Here is a 21,986-nt window from a genome sequence, read left to right as displayed (position 1 = left end):
AGATCCTTCGGTCGTGTCAGGGATGGCTGATCTGCGGCAGCCACAAGGCCAGTGCGGCAAGTGTGACCAGCAGGACGGGTGGCGTGATCATCAGACCCACCGTCATATATTGCCCCCATGTGACCCGATGGTTCTTGGAGGCCAGCACATGCAGCCACAGCAGGGTGGCGAGACTGCCGATCGGGGTAAATTTCGGCCCGAGGTCACAGCCAATGACGTTGGCGTAAACCATCAATTCGCGGGTCAGAGGCGTAATGTCGTGCGCCTGCTGGATCGCCAGCGCGCCGACCAGAACGCTGGGCATGTTGTTCATAACCGACGACAGGACCGCCGCCAGAAAGCCGGTGCCAAGCGTGGCGATGAACGGACCCTGATGGCCAAGCCAGACCAGTGCCGCCGCAAGGTGATCGGTCAGCCCGGCATTGCGCAGCCCGTAGACCACCAGATACATGCCCAGCGAGAAGATCACGATCTGCCACGGCGCGCCCCGCAGCACGCGGCTGACGGGAATGACCTTTCCATATCCGGCGACGACCAGAAGGGTACTGGCAGCCAGGCAAGCCACGATACAGACCGGGATATGGAACGGGGCGGTCAGGAAATAGGCCGCCAGAACCAGGGCCAGCAGCGGAAAAGCCGCGCGGAACACAAGGCGGTCACGAATGGCAGTGACAGGTGCTGGCAGTTCGGTGACGGGATAGGTCTGGGGCACCTGCCGCCGATACCAGAGCCACAGCACGGCAAGTGTCGCGCCAAGGGCGGCCAGATCGACGGGGACCATGATCGCGGCGTAGCGGTCAAAGGGAATGTCGAAGAAATTCGCGCTGACGATGTTCACAAGATTGGAAATTACCAGCGGCAGGCTGGTTGTATCCGCGACAAAGCCGGTCGCGATAATAAAGGCGAGCGAAGCGGCGGGGCTCAGGCGAAGCTGGGTGAGGATGGCGATGACGATCGGTGTCAGCAGCAGGGCCGCACCATCATTGGCGAACACGGCCGCGATGGCCGCCCCCAGCAGCACAATCAACGGAAACAGCGTCCGGCCTCGCCCTTTGCCCCAGCGCACCACATGGAGGGCCGCCCAATGGAAGAACCCGGCCCCATCCAGAAGCAGCGAGATGATGATCAGCGCTACAAAGGTGAAGGTGGCGTCCCAGACGATGTGCCAGACGACCGGAATATCGTGCCAGTGGATCACACCCGTCGCCAGTGCCACGGCGGCACCGGTCATAGCGCTCCAGCCGATACCGAGACCCCGAGGCTGCCAGATGACAAAAACGAGGGTGGCCACGAAAATAACCAGAGCCAGCATCAGACGATCAGCTTTCCGGCCTCATCCACGATCTTCTCGCCGTCCTCCCTGGCGAATGCGCCGCGCTGTGGGGAGGGAAGAATATCCAGCACCGTTTCGGACGGACGGCAGAGCGCAACGCCGAGCGGGGTGACGACGATGGGTCGGTTGATCAGGATCGGATGCGTGATCATGGCGTCGATCAGCGCATCGTCCGTCAGGGCCGGGTTATCGAGGCCGAGTTCGTGAAAGGGCGTGCCCTTTTCCCGCAGGATCGCGCGCACCGGAACCCCCATACGGGCGATCAGATCGACCAGTTCCGCGCGGCTGGGTGGCGTTTTCAGATATTCGATGATCGCGGGCGCGATTCCCGCATTGCGGATCAGTGCCAGCACGTTGCGCGACGTGCCGCAGGTCGGATTGTGGTAGATGGTGACGGTCATGGGCAGGATTCCGGGCTCGGGCAGCAGGAAGACAGGTTTGCGATCAGGGGCGCGCAGAGTTCTGGGCTGCCCGCACAGCAGTCCCTGACGAGGAAAAGCATCAGGTCGCGCAGGCGCGGAAGACACGCACGATAGACGATCAGCCGGCTATGGCGCTGCGAGGTCAGCAGGCCGGCGCGGGTCAGGGTGGCGAGATGGGCCGATATGGTGTTCTGCGGGACATCGAGGTGCCGCGCGACGTCCCCGGCGGGCAGCCCGTCCGGTTCGTGGCGCACCAGCAGGCGGAAGATCTCCAGCCGTGTGGACTGGGATAGGGCGTCGAGGGCCGAGAGCGCGGATTCTGTATCCATAAATCGACGATCGCGGATATATGGGATGAAGTCAAGACTACCCAGGACATGCCTCGTTCAGAGCCTGGAACGCGGCGTCACACGCCGAACAGGCGGCCGATCCCGCCCGTGACGATCATTGCCACAATACCCCAGAACGTCACACGCAGTGCTGGGCGCAGAGGCGCCGCACCGCCAGCAATCGCACCAACGACGCCCAGAACAGCGAGAACTACGACGGACGTCAGGGACACGCCCCAGGACACCCAGGCCACGGGGGCCAGAACAGCTGCCAGCACGGGCAGTAATGCTCCGGATGAAAAGGCGGTTGCTGAGGCGAATGCCGCCTGTATGGGTCTTGCCGCCGTGGCCTCGGACAAACCCAGTTCATCCCTTGCATGGGCACCGAGCGCATCATGCTTCATGAGGGCGACGGCGACCTTGCGCGAGAGGTCTTCATCCAGCCCTCTCTTCTGATAGATCCCGGCCAGTTCGGTGACTTCGCCCTCCCAGTCCGTGACCAGTTCCTGTTTCTCGCGGGCGATGTCGGCGTGTTCGGAATCGGCCTGGGAACTGACCGAGACATACTCGCCCGCCGCCATGGACAGGGCGCCCGCGACAAGCGCGGACAGTCCCGCGACGAGAATGCTGCCGCGTGTCGCATGAGAACTGGCAACGCCGACGATGAGGCTGCCGGTCGACAGCGTTCCGTCATTGGCGCCGAGAACAGCCGCACGCAGCCATCCCAGTTTCTCGACGGCATGACGTTCGGCCAAAGGATGGAGACGCGACATAAGATGACCTGCTGCTTCTGGTGAATACAAATAAAGGTTAAGATGCATCATTTGCCGCGACAACAGATATTTCATTCTGATATTGCGAGTTATTTTCAATATTATTTATGTTTTAGGAAAATCTGTTCTGTTCAGAATCCTGTCAGGTAAGCATGATACGGAAGTGGATTCAGGGTTCTTTTTTGCCGAGACGTATATGCCTTATTCAACGCCGGACATCACGGATAGCCTGCTGCGTTACGACAGGCCGACGATCATCCTTCACTGGATGACGGCCTTTCTGGTGCTGCTTCAGTTTGCTCTTGGCGAAACCTGGAACTGGCCAACAAAACCCGTCCATCATCTGATGGTGGTCGCGCATCTGACAGCCGGCATCCTGCTGACCGCAATTATGGTGTTCCGCATTGTCTGGCGTATGACGAAAGGCCGGCATCTGTCGGACCTTCTCGTGCCTGTGGACCGGGTATTCGCCCTTGGAGCAGAGTACACGCTCTATGTGCTGCTTCTGGCGGAAATCTTGCTGGGCTATCTCTGGCGATGGGGTGCCGGGCAGACGATGAGTTTTTTCGGCCTCCTGATTCCATCCCCGTTCGCGCGGTTCCCGGCGGAAACCGTGACGTGGTTTCAGACGCTACATTACTGGAACGCCTGGTTGATTATGGGTCTTGCGACAGGCCATGGCGCGGCGGCGCTTTTTCATCAGTTTGTCCTGAAAGACAAAGTGCTTGGACGCATGCTGCCGCGGGGTTCCTCACTCAGTCAGTGATTGCGATCGGGAACCTATCTGATTTTCATGATTGAGCAGCATCGTGATGCCGGATCGCCAACAACGTCAGCTTTTTTCGACTTCCGTTGTACAACAGACGTTCCGCTGCCCCCCCCATAACTGTCTGGACTTGTAACGGTTTTGTGCCGGTCATCTGAGCGTTTTAAGCTCGTATCAGGAGACCGACGGAACCATGAAGCATACGGAAGATTTCAAGCGCGAGGCCGTAAGGATTGCGTTGAGCAGTGGGTTGTCACGCACGCGTGTTGCGGCCGATCTGGGTATTGGCAAATCCACTCTGGCGAAATGGATAGTGAATTATCGTCCGGACGAGCCGGCATCAGGGCCTCAGGCTGATCTGGCCCGCGAGAATGAACGTCTTCGCCTGGAGAACCGGATTTTACGGGAGGAGAGGGAAATCCTAAAAAACGATCCCGGACGTTTGTCCGCCTGTGCGGCATAGAAACGGGCCATGCTATTGTGCCGGACAGGAGGGTAGCGGCCGTTCGCTTATTGGCGGGTTCGTCCCCGTTAAAAAACGTGGTCCATGGAACTGTGCGAACTTGAGAATGGTGACACCGCCTTGCGGTGATCCCGGTTAGGAAGATGATTGATAGGCATGTTCCACACCCTCCTCCAGCACACTGTGTGGAGATGTTACGATGCCTCGAAAATCTGCAAAAGCGTCCTTTGATCTCACACGCCATATTCAGGGAGCCGCTGCGATCGATATTGGATCACGGATGCATATGGCGGCGGTGTCCCCTGAGGCTGCGAAGGACCCAATCCGGTCCTTTGGCACATTTACGTCCGACCTGCATGCGTTGGCTGAGTGGTTCAAAGAATGCAAAGTCACCAGTGTCGCCATGGAATCTACAGGCGTCTACTGGATCCCGGTTTATGAAATCCTTGAGCAGCATGGTTTCGACGTCATTCTGGTGAACGCGCGCTACGCCAAGAATGTACCCGGTCGCAAGACGGACGTGAGCGATGCCGGATGGCTCCAGCAACTTCATTCCTATGGCTTGCTGCGTGGAAGCTTTCGGCCTCAGGCCGATATTGCCGCATTGCGGGCTTACTTGCGTCAACGTGAACGTCTGGTCGAGTATGCTGCGGGACATATCCAGCACATGCAGAAAGCCCTGATGGAAATGAATCTGCAACTCCATCACGTCGTCTCCGATATCACTGGCGTCACAGGCATGCAGATTATCCGGGCAATTGTCGGCGGTGAACGTGATCCAGAGACGCTGGCCGCTAAGCGCGACGTCAGATGCCGCTCATCGGCAGAAGTGATATCGGCAGCTCTGATGGGCAATTATAGAGATGAACATGTGTTCGCTCTGACGCAGGCCCTGGAGCTCTATGATATTTATCAGGAACGGATCATGGCCTGTGATCGCCGCATGGAAGGCCTGCTACTGCTTTTGAGCCACGGCAGTGCAAAGCCTGCGGCAGACCTCCCAAAGCCTCGGATCAAGACAAAGCAGGTGAGTGCTCCGTCCTTCGACGTACGAGGCATTCTGTATCGCTTGCTGGGCGTGGATCTCACGCAGATCCATGGCATCGGTGTGTCCTTGGCCCTCAAGCTTGTGGCAGAATGCGGCACAGATCTCCGCGCCTGGCCAAGTGCAAAACATTTCACGTCCTGGCTCTGCCTCGCTCCGGGGAACAAGATTTCCGGTGGCAAGCTTCTTTCATCTCGCACACGCCGATCCTCAAGCCGGGCCGCAGCACTACTACGTCTGGCTGCCACGACGCTCGGGCGAAGCGATACTGCGTTGGGGGCTTTTTACAGACGCCTGTCAGCGCGGGTCGGGAAAGCAAAGGCTGTGACCGCCACGGCCAGGAAAATAGCAGTTCTGTTTTATAATACCCTCAGATACGGCATGGTTTACGCCGATCCCGGAGCAGGACATTACGATGAAATCCATCGCAAACGTGTCGTCTCCAATCTACACCGACGCGCACAATCGCTGGGGTTTGTCCTGCATCCCATCCCTGTAGCCACCGAACCTGCTGTTTCTTAGGAAAGCTACCCAGTTCTTCGCGAGCCAAAAGCCATGAGGTTCGCCTTCATCCACGGACATCGGCATGAATGGCCAATCGAGAGGCTGTGCCAGGTCTTGCGGGTCTCTGCACGGGGGTACCGGGCCTGGACATCCCGACCGGCCTGCCAGCGCCAACGTACCGATCTGAAGGTGCTGACGCATATCCGTGAGCATTTTGCCCTGAGCAACGGGTCCTACGGACGGCCGCGCATGACCATGGAACTCAGGGAAGCCGGGCTTGATGTCGGGGAACGTCGCGTTGGCCGCCTCATGAAGGCCAACGGGATCCGGCCCGTGCGCACCCGTCGCCACAAGATGACGACCGACAGCCACCACCAGTCTGACATTGCGGCCAACCTTCTGGACGGTAATTTCCTTGCTGAAGGCCCCAACCGGAAATGGGCGGGAGATATCAGTTATATCTGGACTGCCGAGGGCTGGCTCTACCTCGCTGTCGTCATCGATCTGTTCAGTCGTCGCGTAATCGGGTGGACCGCGAGCGATCGGATGAAAAAGGATCTGGCCATCCGTGCCTTGGATATGGCGGTAAGGCTGCGTAACCCGGCGCCCGGCTGCATTTTCCACTCGGATAGTCAGAAGATGGTCGCTAGCTTCCGGACGGTTTGTCTCACACTCCGATCGACCACGGTAGACTGGCACTGTGAGGTGCCCGGAACGGTTTGACCCGTATTCCGATCGACCGTTGTGTCTTTCCACGGACCTGTCGACTGTCCGGAAGCACCTCGCGGAAAGGCTATGCCTTGGCCATTGCCTGTGACCCGAGAAGGGCCTGACCTGATGAGGTCTCATGACTGTCCTGTCCATGCAGCGGACCTTGGCCTAGCCATCACGACAGAGAAGCGCGAGGAACCGTCATGGACAAAAACGAAGAAAGACTGCGTCAGGTTGTTGGCGGTGTCGACACCCACAAGGATCTGCATGTTGCAGCCATTGTTGACGAGCAGGACCATGTGATCGGCACACAGAGTTTCCCCACGACAAGACAGGGGTATCGGCAGATGCTGGCCTGGATGCGAGCCGCAGGTGATCTCGTGCGTGTGGGTGTTGAATCAACCGGCAGCTATGGTGCTGGCCTGTTGCGTTATCTTCAGGCTGCTGAGGTTGAAGTTCTGGAAGTCACGGCGCCGGATCGACATGATCGGCGTCGGCGTGGAAAGAATGATGATCTGGACGCCCAGAACGCAGCGCACGCCGCCTTTGCAGGCCAACGCACCGTTACACCACGACGCAGGGACGGCATGGTGGAAGCACTCCGGGTCTTGAGAGCGTGCCGCAAAACTGCCGTAAGTGCACGACGGATTTCCCTGCAGATGATCCAGAACACCATCATTGCGGCCCCAGATACCCTGCGTGAGCATCTTCGCTCCATGACCCGCATGCAGTTGATCCGCACTCTTGCTGCCTCCCGACCGGATCTCACGGCTTATCGCGATATCGAGGCAGCTTATCGGATCAGCCTGAAATCTCTTGCGCGTCGCTACCTTGAACTGCATGACGAAATTGGTGAACTGGATCTGATGATCAAGGCTATTGTTGAGGAACTGGCACCTGACCTCATTGCCAGAAATTCCATAGGCTATAATGGAGCAGCGCAACTTCTTCTGACGGCCGGCGACAATCCAGACCGCCTGAAATCAGAGGCCAGCTTCGCTGCCCTTTGCGGTGTCACGCCTGTTCCGGCGTCCTCTGGAAAAACAATTCGTCATCGTCTGAACCGAGGTGGTGATCGGGCGGCTAACAGCGCCCTGCATATCATCGCGATTGGACGCCTGCGAACAGATGAAAAAACACGCGCCTATGTTGCCAGGCGTGTGGCAGAAGGACATTCCAAACTTGAGGTTATCCGTATCCTCAAGCGCTATATCGCCCGTGAGGTCTACGGGATCATCATACGCCGACATCGGGACATCAACGCCACACGTTTTGCTACTTGACAAACAGAAGGGCGTCCGTGGCAGCCAGTATGGCTCCCATGATTTCCAGAAAAAGCTGCTGGCCCATGGGCTGCTGGCTTCAATGTCCGGAAAGGGAAACTGTTTTGACAACGCTGCCGTCGAAACATTTTTCAAAAGCCTGAAGGCGGAGTGGCTCTGGAGACAGAACTGGCCAACCCGCCGTCAGGCTACCACCGCCATCTTCCAGTATATCAATGGTTTCTACAATCCACGTCGACGCCATTCATATCTGGGCGGTATCAGCCCACTCGCTTTTGAAGCAAGAGTGGCATAAGCACTTCCTGACCGGAACTAAACCGGGACACGTCCAGGGGCAACTGGACCGCATTGATTCCCCTACTTACGAGAAGACGCCAGAGTGCCCATTCCTGTCCTCCTGTGGCTTCAAATCCAACCTTGAGATCATCAGGCATACCTTGAAGGATTTCCAGTAATCTGGCATGGCCATCGGGTGAATTCTGACAACGGAATCTCTGTTTTCCGGGTAGACAGAAGCCATCAAGCCAGTCTCGGGACACATCTATTCCAATGACGGTTTGCGCAGACATATCACTCTCTCTTTCTTATGTTCGCGGTCCCGGAACCGGGCCGCCGTCAACTGTTCCAAACGGTGAAGAGAGGCGAAATCAGCCTGCTAGAAAACGTGGTCAGGCTACCAGATGTTAAGCGCTGTATCTCACCTCATGAACGGCTGAAACACATAAGCGTGTCTAGTCCCGGGGTTTGATGGTGTGGAATTTTCACGCAAGTGGAAGGAAGCAGTCGACGGATGGGTCGTGCGTGGGCGCAATCCCTTCGGAGGGTACACGTTGGAAAACATGCTCAGCCGAAACGCGAGGAAAATAACGAATGTCGAAAGATGATCGTGACAAGTTCATTCCCAGAAGAACACCAGAATCAGCGGCTACGGTAGCGAGCGTCAAGTTAGTCATGGTCATTACCCCGGTTCTCAACCGTTTGACATTCGACGATGCGGACAAAATTCGGACTATGTTCAGCGATCTTATCGGCAAGAAGGAGGACGACAGTTTTTTGCTAATACCCCCGTTCTACACCAGTGGCGGTGAGCGTATTTAACTTGGATGCAACGTGTTCATAAATCAGAACATGCACCATGTATGATCACAAAGGAATTGATATTGGTGATGATCGGGCCAAACGTAAGTCTCATCACGTCGAGCCATCCTATTGAACCGTCCCAGCAACGTGCTTTTGTTGTCTCAAAACCCATCGTAATTGAGAGAAACGTTTAGATTGCCGTCGGTGCAACAATTATTGGGAAGTAACGGTTGGCAAAAATTCGGTTGTGGCCGCAGGTTCGGTCGTAACGCGAGACGTTCCTCGAAACACTCTTGTCGGAGGAAGTCCGTCAGGGGTCATTTGTTCTATCGGTAATGATTGAGGAAGGAGCTGCGATGAGTTAAGGTCGTTGAAGCTCACTTTCACCCGTAATGCCCACTTTTCCGTCCAGTCGCTCAACAACGGACTTTACCGTTTTCCCCTGACTGCTTGTCATACCTAGTAAATCCGAAACAGACAGGCGGTTGTCTCTTTTATCCCGACCATTCGATAATTAATCGAAATATTCACAAAGTAGCCATATACCATTTCCAAGTATTACTTGATCCGCTGACGGTATTTCACTTGATGAGTAGCATACCTCTGCCCCGGACAGGAGTTTATCCGGGACAGGAAACGGCATCATGCCTGTCAGGCGACGCGGATCAGCTTGCGATTGATGAACTCCTCAATGCCGAGAAAGGACAGTTCGCGGCCAAAGCCTGAGTTCTTGATCCCGCCAAAGGGCAGTTCCGGTGCAGCGGCCGTAGCTGTGTTGATGAACATCATGCCGGTCTCGACCTGTTCAGCCACTTTTTCGGCACGTGTAAGATCACGGGAGAACACGGACCCGCCGAGGCCGTAAGGAGAATCATTGGCCAGTTCGATGGCCTCATGTTCCGATGCAACCTTGTGCACGACGGCAACGGGACCGAAAATCTCCTGATAGAAGACCGGATTGTCCTTTGACACATTGGTCAGGATGGTCGGTTCCATGAAGAAGCCGCGGCACTCCATCCGCTTGCCACCGGCCACCAACGTTGCGCCTGCCTTGACCGCTTCGTCAGTCTGCGCCAGTGCGGTGTCGAGTGCCTTCCTGCTGCTCATCGGGCCATGGGTGGTACCCTCAGCCAGCGGATCGCCAATGCGGAACTGCGTGATCGCGGTTTTCAGACCCGCGAGGAAGGCGTCGTAGACCTTCTCATGCACGATCATCCGCTTGGCCGCCGTGCAGACCTGCCCGTTATTGGCGAACCGGCCCCATGTCGCCCATTTGATTGCCAGTTCAAGGTCCGCGTCATCCAGCACGATGAAGGCATCGCTGCCGCCCAGTTCCATCGTGTCCTTCTTCAGCGCCGCACCCGCTTCGGCCGCGACTGTCTGGCCCGCGCGTTCGCTGCCCGTCAGGGCGACGCCACGGATGCGGAAATCCTTGATCAGTTGGGCGGACTGATCGTTGTCGAGGAAAATGTTGGTATAGACGCCCTCTGGCGCGCCTGCATCGTGAAACAGTTTTTCAAAAGCCAGTGCACATTGCGGCACGTTGGGCGCGTGCTTCGCGATAACCACGTTGCCCGCCATAAGGTTCGGCCCCGCCACGCGGGCAAGCTGGTAATAGGGGAAGTTCCAGGGCTCGATGCAGTAGATTACGCCAAGCGCCTGGTTGATGATCTTTGCATGGCCTTCCCTGACCTTCAGGGGCGTGGGAGCGAGAAATTTCTCCGCGCCTTCGGCATAGTAGGAGAGGATGTCGACCGTGATGTCGATTTCTTCCAGCGCGTCAGGCAGCGCCTTACCCATTTCGGTCGCGATCAGGCGTGCATGTGTCATGCGGTCACGGCGAAGCAGGTCGGCGGCCTTTGACATGATGACCTTGCGGGCGGCTATATCGCGCTTTTTCCAGTCGGTCTTCCACACATGGTCCGCGCGATCGACAATCGCCTTCATCTGCGCGGCGGTGTGAAGTTCGAACGTGCGTTCCACGGTTTCCGTGGTCGGGTTGAGGGTCTGGTAAAAACTCATTGGTCCGTTTCCCTGTTTATTGATTATGGAAAAGGTAGTCGGTGTAGCCATGCGCGCTGCCGCCATACTCGCACCTAATGCCTAATACCCCTTAGGATTTGCACAACGGCCGGTCAGATAGAATAAAAGACGTCTATTTTTGGTCACTGACGATAATGATTTCATCGCAGTGCATTCGTTACGACAACCGCGCAAGATATTGTCTATATGGTACGAGGATTGTGATATACTTAAAAGACAAGACCGAGTCAGGATCTCGGCCTTGTCCGTCTTCAAATCACGAGACTTTAGGCGTCCCGAGCTTGCCAGTCAGGAACTGGGCTTCCCCGTTACCAAAAGACCAGTCGGCATCCGTGTTTTCAACATAGTTGACCATCACGTCGCTGGACGCGATGCCACACTTTTCGGTCAGGGCCTCGGTCAACAGGCGGTAGAAGGCAGTTTTTTCATCGACTGTGCGAGGGCGCGTGGTGACCGAGATGATCATTACATCGTCGGTGCGCGGAATACCTAGCCCGGTATCCTCAATGCGCACACGGCTTTTCTTGTGTTCATATATGATCTGGTACCGGTCACGCGGCGGCACGCCGAAAGCGTCCAGCATCGCCTGGTGGGCCGCATCCAGTATGGTGGTCAGTTCCTTTTCGGAACGGCCTTCGAGCATATCAAAACGAATAAGAGGCATATAATTAATCCCTGTTTCAGGCGACAAGCGCCGGTGTTGATGGTAATCTGGCGGCATTGAGGATCATTGCCGACGCCTTTTCACCGATCATGATACTCGGGGCATTGGTATTGCCCGAGGTAATGCGCGGCATGATCGAGGCGTCCGCGATACGCAGCCCCGACATGCCGTGTACACGCAGTTCGTGGTCAACCACGGCCTGCGATCCCTGTCCCATGGCGGCAGTTCCCGCGGGATGAAAGATGGTCGTTGAGATTTCCCCGATCGCCTTTTCCAGGTCAGCGTCGCTCTCCAGAGACGGACCGGGGCGAAACTCCTCTGGCCGGTAGCGCGCCAGGGCTGACTGCACCACGATCCGTCGTGTCAGGCGTACCGAGTCAATGGCCACACGACGATCTTCGTCTGTCGAGAGGTAGTTCGGGTGGATAGCAGGCGGCACGGCCGGGTCAGCGGATTTCAGGTGAACGCTGCCCCGGCTTTCGGGCCGGACATTGGCCACCGCCGCAGTGAAGGCGGGAAAAGGGTCAAGGTTGCCACCAAATGCCGCAAGGCTGAGTGGCTGGACATGATATTCTAGGTTGGCCGTCGCGTAACGCGCACTGGACCGGGCAAAGATGCCCAACTGGCTCGGCGCCATCGACATGGGGCCGGACCGGGTCAGCAGGTATTGCAGGCCGATCTTCGCCTTGCCCAACAGTGACCCGGCTTCGGTATTGAGCGTTTCGACACCGCTGACCCTGTAAGCGCTGCGGATTTGGAGGTGGTCCTGAAGGTTCTCACCCACGCCGGGCAGATCCCGTACGACCTCGATGCCCAATCCCTGAAGTCGTTCTCCCGGGCCAACGCCCGAACGTTGAAGGATTGCAGGCGTCCCGATAGCGCCTGCCGACAGGATCACCTCAGCACGGGCATGGACAGTCCGAACCATGCCGTTGACTTCAAAGCGCACCCCGATTGCGCGACCATCGCGGAACAGAATGCGATGAACCAGCGCGCCGGTCTGCACGCGCAGGTTGGGCCGTTTCATGACCGGATGCAGGTAGCCGCGCGCCGCACTCCAGCGAAACCCGTTTTTCTGCGTTACCTGAAAATAGGATGACCCTTCGTTGTCACCCCGGTTGAAGTCGTCGATCTTCGGGATGCCAGCCTGTGCGGCGGCGTCGCGGAAGGCATCAAGCAGTTTCCAGCGCAACCGCTGCCGGTCGACATGCAACGGCCCACCCACTCCATGAAAGGCGCTGGCACCCGCGAAATTATCTTCTGCCTTAAGGAAATAGGGTAGGACATCATCCCATCCCCATCCTGTATTACCCATCTGCCGCCAGCCATCATAATCGGCAGCCTGCCCGCGCATGTAGATCATGCCGTTGATCGACGAACACCCGCCCAGCAACCGTCCACGCGGGTAATTCAGCACACGGTTGCCCAGATGGGATTCCGGATCGGTCCGGAACATCCAGTCGGCACGCGGGTTACCCATCGCGAATAGGTACCCGACCGGGATATGGATCCATATCCAGTTGTCGTTGCCGCCGGCTTCCAGCACCAGCACCCTGTTACGTGGATCGGCACTGAGACGGTTTGCAAGTACACAACCCGCACTGCCCGCGCCGATTACAATATAGTCAAAGTCACCAAAGTCCTCGGTTCCAGTCGCCATGTGACGAACTCCTCCCCCTTGTCCGGCTCTGCGGCCGGTGGAGAGAGGATTATTCCCCCACATGCGGCGCGGGAAATGACGAGGACGTGAAAAAAACGAATTGGATGAATGAATGTAAGTCCGATATGGAATAGAATATGGATATCAATACATTACGACTGTTTATCGCGGTGGTGCGTGAAGGCGGTTTCTCGCAGGCGGCCAAGGCGGTGCTGTCCACCCAGTCAACCGTAAGCAAAGCGGTGAAGCGTCTGGAAGATGAACTGGACCTTGTCCTGATCGACCGGGTGGCCCCGGGTATCACGCTGACTGATGCTGGCGATGTGGTCCTGCGCCGGGCCCAAACGATCCTGGCTGAACGCGACGACCTTCTGGTGGAACTGCGGGAATTGCGCGGACTGAAGCACGGTGAATTGCGGCTTGGCCTGCCACCGATCGGCAGCGACACGCTGTTCGCACCGACTTTCGTGGCGTTTCGCGACCGTTATCCTGGCATAAGGATCCAGTTGATTGAACGTGGCTGCCAAGATCTGATGGATCTGCTGCGTACGGGCGAGATTGATCTTGCTGGCCTACTTCTTCCCTTTCCCGATGAATTCTCATGGCAAAATGTCTGCGTGGAACCGGTGGTCGCGGTGGTCGCGGCGGGCAATCCGCTGACGGCGCGTAGATCAGTCCCGATTGCCGCATTCGCTGATTCTCCCTTTTTGCTGTTCGAAACAGGATTTTCACTGAACCAGATCGTGCTTGCGGCCTGCCGTCGCAATGGCTTTACGCCCATGGTCACTGCCCGTTCAACACAGGTTGAATTTCTTTTTGACCTGATCGCGGCGGGACTGGGAGTTGGGTTTCTGCCACGCATGATGGTGGAGACCCGCCAGCACGACGGCATTCGGGCCATCGCACTCGATGATCCGAACATGCTCTGGCATATGACACTTGCCTGGCGGCGCGGTGGCTATCTTTCGGGCGCTGCCAAAGAATGGCTTAGGCTGATGCAATGATCAGTGTGGGCCCGTAGCAATCTTGCAGTGCTGAAGATGCACTTCCTTTGCTGCGTACTGCCTGCATAGAGCGCGCCATCATACGCGGTTGAATGAACGGCAGGAAACATCGTCTGGATGCCGGAAACCTGACCTTCGGTTCACCCCCCAACCCAGACATCACGTTACAAGATTGTCTTTCGGGTCAGGGGCATCCTGCCCCTGCTCACCTAGCCCCACGTCCAGCCTCACCTCGTCGTCCAGCGTCTTCCCTCTGGCGAGCCTGCGCCCGACTGCCTCAATGAACCCGTCATACCGCTCCCGCCCCTTGCTCTGCGCTGCGGCAAGGGCCGCATCCGGCAACGGCGGCGTACTGGTCAGCCAGAACCGGACGAACACGGCCAGAGACTCGTTGGCGATCGTCACCCGTCGCTCCATGCGCTCCAACTGCCGCGTCATCCGGTCGAGCCGCCGGGCGAGCGCCGCTTCCAGCCGTTCGGGCCCGTCTGGTGACAGGAAGGACGCCAGCGCCGTCTCCACGATCAGCGCCTGCGATACCTTCTTCCGGGCGGCGTAATCGGCTAGCCTGACACTGAGATCGGCGGGTAGCCGGATCGTGTGTTTGATCCGCATCCTGGTCATAGCCCCATCCTGTCGCCGGGATCGAGCGACACCTGCCGCGCGAGAGCCCGCTCCGCGTGTCGCAGGATTTGCCCCCGCGTCGCGTCATCTTCGGGCTCATCCTCGGGTGGGTCGAATTCATGGACCGGCTTCCTCGGCGCCTGCACCACCTCTTCCTGTTCCGGCAGTTCCGGCTCACGACGGATGCCCGCATTGGCCGGGTCGTCGTCTCCGTTATCCTGTGTCGCCGGCTGCACCACGTCGGCCCAGTCGCCCGACGGCTGCGGTCCGAGGGGCGGCGTTCCCTCTGGAGACGGCGGCGGCTCGAATCGGGGTGGCGGGAGAATGCGCGCGGCCAGTTCGGCATCCTCGAAATAGCGCGCCTTGCGTCCCCGGATCGGCGGGCAACCAGACACCAGCACCAGTTCCTCGTCAGGGGGAAGCTGCATGATCTCGCCGGGCGTGAGCAAGGGCCGTGCCGTCTCATGGCGCGTCACCATCAGATGCCCGAGCCACGGCGACAGACGATGCCCGGCATAGTTTTTTGCGTCGCGGATCTCGGTCGCGGTGCCGAGCGCGTCCGAAACCCGTTTGGCGGTTCGTTCATCGTTGGTCGCGAAGCTGACCCGGACATGGCAGTTGTCGAGGATCGAATTATTCTGGCCATAGGCTTTCTCGATCTGGTTCAGGCTCTGGCCGATCAGGAAGCTCTTGATGCCGTAGCCCGCCATGAAGGCCAGCGCGCTCTCGAAGAAATCCAGCCGCCCCAGCGCCGGAAACTCGTCGAGCATCAATAGCAGGCGATGGCGCCGCTTCGCCTCCAGTTCCTCGGTCAACCGGCGGCCGATCTGATTCAGCACCAGCCGCACCAGCGGCTTGGTGCGGCTGATATCCGAGGGCGGCACCACCAGATACAACGTTGCCGGATGGGTGCCGGCGACAAGGTCGCGGATCCGCCAGTCGCAGCGGCGCGTCACATGCGCCACGACCGGATCGCGATAGAGGCCAAGGAACGACATGGCGGTGGACAGCACGCCCGAGCGCTCATTGTCGCTCTTGTTGAGCAGTTCTCTCGCCGAACTGGCGACTACCGGATGCACGCCCTTCGCCCCGAGATGGGGCGTGGTCATCATGGCGCGCAGTGTGGTCTCGATCGCCCGTTTCGGGTCGGAGAGGAAATTGGCCACCCCGGCCAGGGTCTTGTCTTCCTCGGCATAGAGGACATGCAGAATGGTGCCGACCAGCAGGGCGTGGCTGGTCTTTTCCCAGTGGTTCCGCTTCTCAAGGGCGCCCTCGGGATCGACCAGCACGTCGGCGATGTTCTGCACGTCGCGGACTTCCCGCTCGCCGCGCCGGACCTCCAGCAGCGGATTGTAGGCGGCGCTGGCAGGGTTGGTCGGATCGAACAGCAGCACCCGACCAAAGCGGGAGCGCCAGCCGGCGGTCAGCGTCCAGTTCTCGCCCTTGATGTCATGGACGATGACGGAGCCCGGCCAGGTCAGCAGCGTCGGCACCACCAGTCCCACCCCCTTGCCCGAGCGGGTGGGCGCAAAGCACAGCACATGCTCCGGCCCGTCATGGCGGAGATAGGTATCAGCCGAACGGCCTAGCACCACGCCATCGGGCGCGAGCAATCCGGCGCGCCGGATCTCGCGCGGGTCGGCCCAATGCGCTGAACCATAAGTGGTGGCGCGTTTCTTCTCGCGGGCACGCCACACGGACATCGTGATCGCGACGATCACAGCAACAATCCCACCTGAGCCCGCAATGTAACCGCCGATGGTGAAGATGTCCGGAGCGTATGCGTCGTAGGCGAACCACCACCAGAAGAACTCCGGCGGATAATAGACCGGCCAGCCGAGCAGCGTGAACCACGGAGCACCAAGCTGCGTCTGGAAGCCGAGCCGCCATGCAGTCCACTGCGTCGCGGCCCAGGAGAAGGCGAGGATCACGGTGCTTACCGCACACACCGAGCCCCAGAGGATCTTGGTCTGGTTCATGACAGGAACCGACCAAACGGCTCGCTTCGCCAGCGTTCAAGATCTAATTATGACGTCTCGGGCCGCCGGATAGGCGCGGACAATAAACGGACGGCCTGCCTGTCCGCCTGCACGGCGGCAAGAATATCGAGAATCGTGCGCCTGCTGACGCCGCTTCGCTCGCCCTGTTCCAGCAACTCGACAAGCGTGCGCTCATCTTGGCGAGTGGCCGGATAACAGGTCGATGGCACCTTATTTCGCCCTGTCATGCTGAGAAACTCCGATCGCCTTGTCGTCGCATGTGGAGAAGAACCCGGTACGGTAAAAATGCCTCCGCCTGATGATCGCCTCCACGTTCTGATCGTCGTGATGGCGGCGAAGTTCATTGTCACTGGCGACGGCTGCGCGCGATCCTATGGGAAACCCCTGATTTTATGAGTCGAACACCTGCGGCAGATCCCGTGCGCCATGAAGCACACGGACGATGCGTACCTCGTCGGCCAGTTCACGGTAGAACAGCAGGTAGCGGCCGTGAACAATGACCCTCAATCCGGGACTGATCTCATCGCGCGCCGGAAAGCTCCCCGGATGCTCAGCCGCAACGGCGGCCTTCGCTTCTAGCTCGGCAACGAAACTCATGGCCCGATCGGGATTGTCTTCGGCGATATAGAGCGCAATCTCCAGAAGGTCGGCACGCGCTGCCGGAGCGAAGCCGAGCCGTTTCATCCCTGCGCGCGACGGCGAGCGATCACGTCACGCAATTCGGCGAAGACGGTCTCGGCCGGGATGCTCGACCCGCTCTCGTCGCCCATCCTGATCGCCTCGCGCAAGGTGTCGAGATCGCGGCGGTCGGTATCGCGCCGGCGCATCCATTCGCGCAATGCCTCCCGCACCACCTCGCTGGTCGAGGCATATTCGCCGCCATCGACGGACTGGCGCAGAGTCGCCGCCATCTCGGACGGCACGGTGATGGTCATACGTTCGATTGTGGACATAAGGCGGCTCCTCCCAAGCGAGCATATTTTATCATACTTATGAAGCACCCGCTTTGTCAGCCGAAAACCCGCAGGCGAGCCAGCCGACATCAAATCCCGAGCCCGCGCTTACGCCCGAAATTCCAGTCGACACCGCCGCCCGGCGACATAGTGCCGGAGATCTGCCGCCCGAGCTTCTGCTCCAGCGCCGGACGCCACGGCACGAGCTGGAAGCCCAGCCCGTCATCGACCATGGCGAACCGCCCCGAGGACAGGGCCACCCGCTGGCGATAGACACCCGAGACGATCTCGCCTTCCTTCGCGGGCCGGTGTTCCAACCCGGTCTGCGCTGCCAATCTGGCGACCGCCTGATCGAGATCGCGCTGGCGCAGGGTACCGATCAGGTCGGGTGCAAACACCACACGCTCGCCCTGCCGCCGGACCAGCCCCTCGGAGGCGAGATGATCAATTCGTTGCGCCATCGCCGCGCGGACCTCCGCGCCGAAGCCCCCATTGGCTAGTGCCGGCTCTTTGGCGAGTAACTGGCGATCGAGCCAGGTTGCACCGGGTGCCGTCACCTGCTCGGCCAGCGTGAAGTCCGAACGCGTCGCCAACGACAGACGCTGCATGCCCTTCGTGTCTTCCCAACTCCGGGTCTCGACAATCGCGCCGATCCTGGCATCGCCGGTCAGGTCCAGATCAGGGAAGCGGACATGATGCGTCCGCCCATCGGTGCCGGCGATCACCACGTAACCGGAGCCCTTGAGTTCATCATCCAGTCCGCGCTCGACCAGCCGACCAAGAACGGGATCGGCCAGCGTCTCGCCATGGATCGCGAAACCCGCGACATCGGGTTCCGCCCCGCGGCCGGACATAGCGCGGTGCATGGTTTTGATGATGTCGCCCCGGATGGAAAGATCGCGCAGGGTCGCCTCCAGCCCCGGCTTGAGGGTCCAGCGTGCCACCCCGACCCGTTCGGCGAGGCCAAGCCCCTCCAGCTTGGTCGCCCGGCCGACCAGCAGGCGCCGCAGTTCCGGGTCTTCGGCACCCGCTCCCGGCCGCAGATCGACGATACCTCCGCCCTCGTCGCTGAGATCCTGCAACGCGCGATCGAGGCTGGTCCAGCGGTCGGCGGCAATCTCGCTCTCCAGGGCGGTGCGGATTTCCAGCTCGCTGCGCGGACCCAGTTCCAGCGTCACCCGTTCGGCGGCGCGGTCGCGCACGCCCTGGCTGATATAGGCACGACTGATCACCAGATCCTTGCCGTCATCGGCCGCCCCACGCACCAGGATATGGACATGCGGATTGTCCGTGTTCCAGTGATCCACCCCGACCCAGTCCAGCTTTGTGCCCAGGTCGCGCTCCATGTCCTGCATCAGTTCGCGCGCGAAGCCCCGCAGATCCTCCATCCGCGCTGCGTCCTCGGGCGAGACGATGAAGCGGAAATGGTGCCGGTCGTCTTCACAACGTTCCGCGAAGGCCTTGCTGTCCGCTTCGTCGGACCCGGCATCGAACAGATGGGCCCTGGCACCGTCACGGGTGACGCCCTCGCGCCTGAGGTAGGCGATGTGCCGGGAGAGCGGTGCGGAACGAAAGCGCGTGCCCTGCTGACGAACAACGCGCGCCTTGACCACGACCCGACGGGCATTGCTGCGCAGCCGCATGGACAGCGCCGCGCGTCGGCCGCGTCCGAAACGGGAACCACCGCCGCCTCCCCTGCCCTTCGCACCGAACCGGGTGCCGGTATGACCGGCCTTCTTCGCGGCCCGCATGACCTCACCGACGAAGGATTTCGGTCGTGCGCCCTGATTGCCATGCTGGATGCGTCCGGGCCGGACAGTCAGACTGTCATCGCGCGTCGCCATGGCCGGCTCTCCGCATCGATTTACGCCTGACGGCGCCCGGATCGTTGAAAAGATTAGGAAAATGGCACGGGCCGCCGCAGGCGGTGCGTGGTGAGAGGACAAATTCCCCAATCAAACCAACCACATGCAGCCCCGAACGGGCGCTGCTTTTACCTTGCCGTCCTTCCCTCCGTTGCCAGCCTCCCCCCAGCGCCCCCTCCCAAAGGCACCCATGGCCCGCCAACGCCCGATGGACCGGAACGGGGGTCATCGACGTGCTTCCCCATGCCCTGAGGCGATGAACAGCCCGACCGACTGCGGTGCGAGTGCCGTCCAGTCTGTCGGGCGAGCGTCATCGGCATGCACCGGATCATGCGCGCTCTCGCCATGCCGAGGGGCATTTCCTGTGCGCAGGAATGACGCCGGAAAGAGTGAAGATCTCTGCCAGGACGGTGTCTCCGAAGCACCGATCACGATGTCATCGGCAGGCGGAAGAGCCAGCCGCGCGCTGACCGATGCAACGTAATCCCGCGTCTCGGCAGGCAGTGGTCGGCCGGTTGCGAGATGCTCGTCATAGCGCGCGGGACCGGCATTATAAGCAGCCAGAAATCCGGCTTCGCCATAGCGATCCCGCATCCAGCGCAGATAGGTCGCACCAGCCAGAATGTTGTCACGCGGGTCGAACGGATCGTCGCCGAGGCCGAGCGACGTACGCAGGCTGGCCCATGTTCCGGGCATCACCTGCATGAGCCCCATCGCACCCGCCGACGACACGGCATGCGCATCGCCCCTGCTCTCCGCGTGCAGCACGGCAGCAATCCATGAGGCCGGAATCTGCGCGCGCGTGGCGGCTTCCGCGATCATGTCGGCGTAGGGATCGGCAACCGCATTATGCGTCGGCACCGTCAATGAAACGACGGCCGGAAGCACGACACCGAGCAGACGGAGCGCCGCCTTACCGCCGGTCATCACGCTTCACCGGGCGGCTCCAGACCAGATGGAAGGCACGCCCCTGACGATCGGACTGGAACAGATTGGCGCGGATCGGCTGCGCCAGCATGGGGTCGTCGAGAACCAGCGAGAGATAGGTGCCCGCCTTCTCGCCGGTGCGTTTCCAGGCCGCGCCGACCTCTGGTCCGGCATCGGCGTCACCGAGATGGACGCGATAATCGGGCGCATGCTCGGCGTCCGACGATGTCGCCGGCACGATCGTTAGTTCGACGTCGAGGGCGAGCGTGCGCAGCCGACCGGCGAAGCCGTCAGCCGTGCGTGTAAAAGTTCCGATCTGGGCCATGTCAGCCTCGTTTCTGCTTGGGGGTGGGAGACATCGGTGACGGCACGAGCCACAGCGGCTGCGCGCGGCCGAGCACCGCAGCGACCGGCAGGATGCCGAAATAGCGACCGTCAAGACTGGTCGGGACTGCTGCGTTCATGACGAAAATCTGGCCGGGCAGGACGTGCCGACAGCCTTGCCAGATCGGCAGCGGACGACCGCGATGATCGTAGGCGAGTGCCTCGCCAAGCGCCTTGCCGTCGACCGAAACAGCAGTACCGATCCGGCAGACCAATTGCCCCGGCAGTGCGGCAACCGGCTTGAGCAGCGGCACACCGAGGGGCAGATAGCCGCCGTGCGCCAGCATCGTGGCAATGTCGGCCGGTGGTCGGATCGCGATCAGGTCGTCGACATGCAGGGTGCTTACCGATTGCAGGCGATACAATCCGACCGGTGTACTGGCGGTGGCATTCCAGATCAGCCGGGGCGCCGGATGAATCGCCACTGACGTGCCAACACCGAGTATTGCGAAATACGTGGTGAAGAACCAACCAAGGCGCGTCATGACACCGCCCTCCGGCGCAGCCAGGCCTGATGGCGGTCGCGCGTGTAGGAGCGTGCCGCCTGCCCGGAGAGCATCCGATTGTGCAGATGCCGCCAATGCTCGGGCGCCACGTCGACGGGGTCGATGCCGATAGCTTCGATACGATCGACAGCTTCGAGCACCAGACGGACCTTCGGCCAACCGCTCTGGCGCAACAGGCTCTCCCCGCCGGGGCGCACGAACGGCACCGTCTGATACGGCTCGCCGGGACGGGTGACGCGCACGATGTCGATGCAGGACACCACCGTGCCGTAATCGTTCGCTGCCCAGCGCAGGAAGGCGAATACGGTGTCCGGCGGAAAGCTCAGTATCCGCCGACGACGATCGAGAATCTGCTCATGGGCGACAGAGCCGAAGCGGATCCAGTGCTCGATGCGCTTCTCGATCCAGGTCAGTTCGACATGAGCGAGGGTGTCGGTCATGGCACATCTCCAGCAGTATCGGGGAACTCGCGGGCCAGCAGCGCGCGCAGCATGTCGGCGACCGTGATGCCGCGCTGGAACGCCGCGACCTTGAGCCGCGCGCGCAGCGCCGGCGTGACGTCGATGGTCAGCCGGGCGGTAAAGCGGTTGATGGTCGAAGGCTTGTCCGGCGCCCTGACCCAGCGTTCGGGATCGGCGGGACGCGCCGCG

General features: G+C 60.1%; 23 protein-coding genes and 3 pseudogenes. 8 read left to right on the top strand and 18 right to left on the bottom strand.

Going from position 1 to position 21,986, the window contains the following annotated elements:
• Nucleotides 1–16: 16 nt before the first annotated feature.
• From GOB81_RS15160 to GOB81_RS15145, 4 genes are all read right to left on the bottom strand, one after another.
• The gene (locus tag GOB81_RS15160; RefSeq protein ID WP_277876930.1) at nt 17–1,312 is read right to left on the bottom strand and encodes an arsenic transporter; all 1,296 of its coding nucleotides are present in this window, start codon (nt 1,310–1,312) and stop codon (nt 17–19) included.
• Nucleotides 1,312–1,734, bottom strand: coding sequence for an arsenate reductase (glutaredoxin) (gene arsC, locus GOB81_RS15155; RefSeq protein ID WP_043550801.1), 423 nt, complete (start codon nt 1,732–1,734; stop codon nt 1,312–1,314). Before arsC ends, GOB81_RS15160 begins: the two co-directional genes overlap by 1 nt.
• The gene (locus tag GOB81_RS15150; protein WP_043550802.1) at nt 1,731–2,084 is read right to left on the bottom strand and encodes an ArsR/SmtB family transcription factor; all 354 of its coding nucleotides are present in this window, start codon (nt 2,082–2,084) and stop codon (nt 1,731–1,733) included. The genes arsC and GOB81_RS15150 overlap by 4 nt, the downstream gene beginning before the upstream one ends.
• Nucleotides 2,085–2,161: 77 nt before the next feature.
• Nucleotides 2,162–2,857 (bottom strand): VIT1/CCC1 transporter family protein, encoded by a 696-nt coding sequence (locus tag GOB81_RS15145; RefSeq protein ID WP_061276381.1) that lies wholly within the window; start codon nt 2,855–2,857, stop codon nt 2,162–2,164.
• A 196-nt stretch (nt 2,858–3,053) separates the two neighbouring features.
• Between GOB81_RS15145 and GOB81_RS15140 the strand changes: the two genes are divergently transcribed.
• The 7 genes and pseudogenes from GOB81_RS15140 to GOB81_RS17525 all read left to right on the top strand — a co-directional run bounded on the left by GOB81_RS15140 (nt 3,054) and on the right by GOB81_RS17525 (nt 8,727).
• Entirely contained in the window at nt 3,054–3,623 is a 570-nt protein-coding gene (locus GOB81_RS15140) for a cytochrome b (RefSeq protein ID WP_173571177.1), read from the top strand.
• 193 nt (nt 3,624–3,816) lie between these two features.
• Nucleotides 3,817–4,050: pseudogene (locus GOB81_RS15135) on the top strand (transposase); the annotation flags it as partial.
• Between the two features lie 235 nt (nt 4,051–4,285).
• Nucleotides 4,286–5,653 carry an IS110 family RNA-guided transposase gene (locus tag GOB81_RS15130; protein WP_019088948.1) on the top strand — a complete coding sequence of 456 codons (1,368 nt, stop codon included), beginning with the start codon at nt 4,286–4,288 and terminating at the stop codon, nt 5,651–5,653.
• Nucleotides 5,654–6,358 (top strand): annotated as a pseudogene (locus GOB81_RS15125) (IS3 family transposase); the annotation flags it as partial. It lies immediately after the preceding gene.
• 191 nt (nt 6,359–6,549) lie between these two features.
• A complete protein-coding gene (locus GOB81_RS15120; RefSeq protein WP_019088945.1) occupies nt 6,550–7,629 on the top strand; it encodes an IS110 family RNA-guided transposase in 1,080 nt (359 codons plus the stop codon).
• Between the two features lie 16 nt (nt 7,630–7,645).
• A pseudogene (locus tag GOB81_RS15115) lies at nt 7,646–7,924 on the top strand (IS3 family transposase); the annotation flags it as partial.
• Between the two features lie 575 nt (nt 7,925–8,499).
• Nucleotides 8,500–8,727 (top strand): hypothetical protein, encoded by a 228-nt coding sequence (locus tag GOB81_RS17525; RefSeq protein ID WP_198912044.1) that lies wholly within the window; start codon nt 8,500–8,502, stop codon nt 8,725–8,727.
• Nucleotides 8,728–9,360: 633 nt separating this feature from the next.
• On the opposite strand, the gene GOB81_RS15105 is transcribed toward GOB81_RS17525, so the two are convergent.
• The 3 genes from GOB81_RS15105 to GOB81_RS15095 form a co-directional block, all read right to left on the bottom strand.
• Nucleotides 9,361–10,731: an NAD-dependent succinate-semialdehyde dehydrogenase gene (locus GOB81_RS15105; protein ID WP_173571176.1), complete on the bottom strand. Its 1,371-nt coding sequence runs from the start codon at nt 10,729–10,731 to the stop codon at nt 9,361–9,363.
• 277 nt (nt 10,732–11,008) lie between these two features.
• Nucleotides 11,009–11,416, bottom strand: coding sequence for a tautomerase family protein (locus tag GOB81_RS15100; protein ID WP_061507937.1), 408 nt, complete (start codon nt 11,414–11,416; stop codon nt 11,009–11,011).
• Nucleotides 11,417–11,432: 16 nt separating this feature from the next.
• On the bottom strand, nt 11,433–13,076 hold the full coding sequence (locus tag GOB81_RS15095; RefSeq protein ID WP_061507938.1) for a GMC family oxidoreductase: 1,644 nt from the start codon (nt 13,074–13,076) through the stop codon (nt 11,433–11,435).
• Between the two features lie 137 nt (nt 13,077–13,213).
• Between GOB81_RS15095 and GOB81_RS15090 the strand changes: the two genes are divergently transcribed.
• Nucleotides 13,214–14,080 carry a LysR family transcriptional regulator gene (locus tag GOB81_RS15090; protein ID WP_061507939.1) on the top strand — a complete coding sequence of 289 codons (867 nt, stop codon included), beginning with the start codon at nt 13,214–13,216 and terminating at the stop codon, nt 14,078–14,080.
• Between the two features lie 159 nt (nt 14,081–14,239).
• Here GOB81_RS15090 and GOB81_RS15085 read toward each other — a convergent pair whose 3' ends face one another.
• The 11 genes from GOB81_RS15085 to GOB81_RS15035 all read right to left on the bottom strand — a co-directional run.
• Complete coding sequence (locus tag GOB81_RS15085) at nt 14,240–14,692, bottom strand: CopG family transcriptional regulator (protein WP_173571179.1); 453 nt, start codon at nt 14,690–14,692, stop codon at nt 14,240–14,242.
• Between the two features lie 5 nt (nt 14,693–14,697).
• Entirely contained in the window at nt 14,698–16,680 is a 1,983-nt protein-coding gene (locus tag GOB81_RS15080) for a conjugal transfer protein TraG (protein WP_146892843.1), read from the bottom strand.
• 47 nt (nt 16,681–16,727) lie between these two features.
• On the bottom strand, nt 16,728–16,928 hold the full coding sequence (locus GOB81_RS15075) for a hypothetical protein (RefSeq protein ID WP_146892845.1): 201 nt from the start codon (nt 16,926–16,928) through the stop codon (nt 16,728–16,730).
• A gap of 163 nt (nt 16,929–17,091) precedes the next feature.
• A complete protein-coding gene (locus GOB81_RS15070; protein ID WP_146892847.1) occupies nt 17,092–17,385 on the bottom strand; it encodes a type II toxin-antitoxin system RelE/ParE family toxin in 294 nt (97 codons plus the stop codon).
• Entirely contained in the window at nt 17,382–17,654 is a 273-nt protein-coding gene (locus GOB81_RS15065; RefSeq protein WP_173571175.1) for a ribbon-helix-helix domain-containing protein, read from the bottom strand. Before GOB81_RS15065 ends, GOB81_RS15070 begins: the two co-directional genes overlap by 4 nt.
• Nucleotides 17,655–17,743: 89 nt before the next feature.
• The gene (locus tag GOB81_RS15060) at nt 17,744–19,498 is read right to left on the bottom strand and encodes a relaxase/mobilization nuclease domain-containing protein (RefSeq protein WP_146892851.1); all 1,755 of its coding nucleotides are present in this window, start codon (nt 19,496–19,498) and stop codon (nt 17,744–17,746) included.
• Nucleotides 19,499–19,744: 246 nt separating this feature from the next.
• Nucleotides 19,745–20,446, bottom strand: coding sequence for a lytic transglycosylase domain-containing protein (locus GOB81_RS15055; protein WP_003618774.1), 702 nt, complete (start codon nt 20,444–20,446; stop codon nt 19,745–19,747).
• The gene (locus GOB81_RS15050; protein WP_003618772.1) at nt 20,433–20,771 is read right to left on the bottom strand and encodes a DUF736 domain-containing protein; all 339 of its coding nucleotides are present in this window, start codon (nt 20,769–20,771) and stop codon (nt 20,433–20,435) included. The genes GOB81_RS15055 and GOB81_RS15050 overlap by 14 nt, the downstream gene beginning before the upstream one ends.
• A 1-nt stretch (nt 20,772) precedes the next feature.
• Nucleotides 20,773–21,315 carry a S26 family signal peptidase gene (locus GOB81_RS15045; protein ID WP_003618770.1) on the bottom strand — a complete coding sequence of 181 codons (543 nt, stop codon included), beginning with the start codon at nt 21,313–21,315 and terminating at the stop codon, nt 20,773–20,775.
• Nucleotides 21,312–21,776, bottom strand: a complete 465-nt coding sequence (locus GOB81_RS15040; RefSeq protein WP_048858930.1) for a DUF2840 domain-containing protein — start codon at nt 21,774–21,776, stop codon at nt 21,312–21,314. Before GOB81_RS15040 ends, GOB81_RS15045 begins: the two co-directional genes overlap by 4 nt.
• A partial coding sequence (locus GOB81_RS15035) for a ribbon-helix-helix protein (protein WP_173571174.1) occupies nt 21,773–21,986 on the bottom strand: 214 nt, incomplete at its 5' end. The genes GOB81_RS15040 and GOB81_RS15035, both read right to left, overlap by 4 nt.

This window comes from Acetobacter conturbans, from assembly GCF_011516755.1.
Classification (GTDB): domain Bacteria; phylum Pseudomonadota; class Alphaproteobacteria; order Acetobacterales; family Acetobacteraceae; genus Acetobacter; species Acetobacter conturbans.
This window is presented reverse-complemented; position numbering and strand designations above follow the sequence as displayed.